Annotated in this window: 2 protein-coding genes; both read left to right on the forward strand. The window is 32.0% G+C overall.

Annotated features, from left to right (window positions below):
* Positions 1-182: DUF5679 domain-containing protein (locus OIF36_00060; protein MCV6598864.1), on the forward strand; the 182-nt coding region annotated here is incomplete at its 5' end.
* A gap of 14 nt (positions 183-196) precedes the next feature.
* Positions 197-752, forward strand: a 556-nt coding sequence (locus tag OIF36_00065; GenBank protein MCV6598865.1) for a hypothetical protein, incomplete at its 3' end; no start/stop codon positions are given.

The raw sequence follows: 752 nt of genomic DNA on the forward strand, positions 1-752 counted from the left end.
TAAATAAAAAAATGAATGAATCTTATTGCATCAAAGATAAAAGAGTTACACCTTGTGTTGAACCAAGTGGTTATCAAACCAATAAAAATGGTAGAAGACAGTTTTATTGTCATTGTCCAGTTTGTGGAATAAAGAAAGTTCGGTATGTAAAAAGTACTTTAACAGGAAAAAAAAAAGCCTAAAAGGTGAAGGATTAATGACAGATGTTGGTGGGATAGCAGCAGATGCTTTATATCATCATGGTATTCCTTGGTTGGCAAAGAAAACTATTGAAATGGGTCGTTATGGCGCAAGTGAAATAATGAGAAATAAGAAATTACAAAAGAAAGCTGTAGATTATCTAATGAAAAAACTAACACCATTCGTAGTTGATACTGCAGGAAAAGCTTTGGATCAATTATCAACAAAAATAAGACCTAATAAAAAGTATAAAACTGATAGAAAGGATTTGGATGGAAGTGGTGTCATTGATAGTTTGTTTACTTCTGGTGTCAAAGGTAGTCCTTGGCAAGTAGATTTGAAAAAAGGAATTAATTTGATTACTGATCCCGAATTATGGGCTCCAGTTAATAAAATGCCTGTTGCAGATGCTAAAAAACTTGTTCAATATTATAAAGATAGTTACCAAGAAGCCAAAAAGAATGGATATAAAAAATCTTATAATTCGTTTGTAAAAGAAATGGGATGGGGAAAAGGTATTGATATTCATAAATGGATAGGAAAACTTCCAAGACCTAAAGCTGGTTGGACTC

Source organism: Alphaproteobacteria bacterium, from assembly GCA_025800285.1.
Classification (GTDB): Bacteria; Pseudomonadota; Alphaproteobacteria; order JAOXRX01; family JAOXRX01; genus JAOXRX01.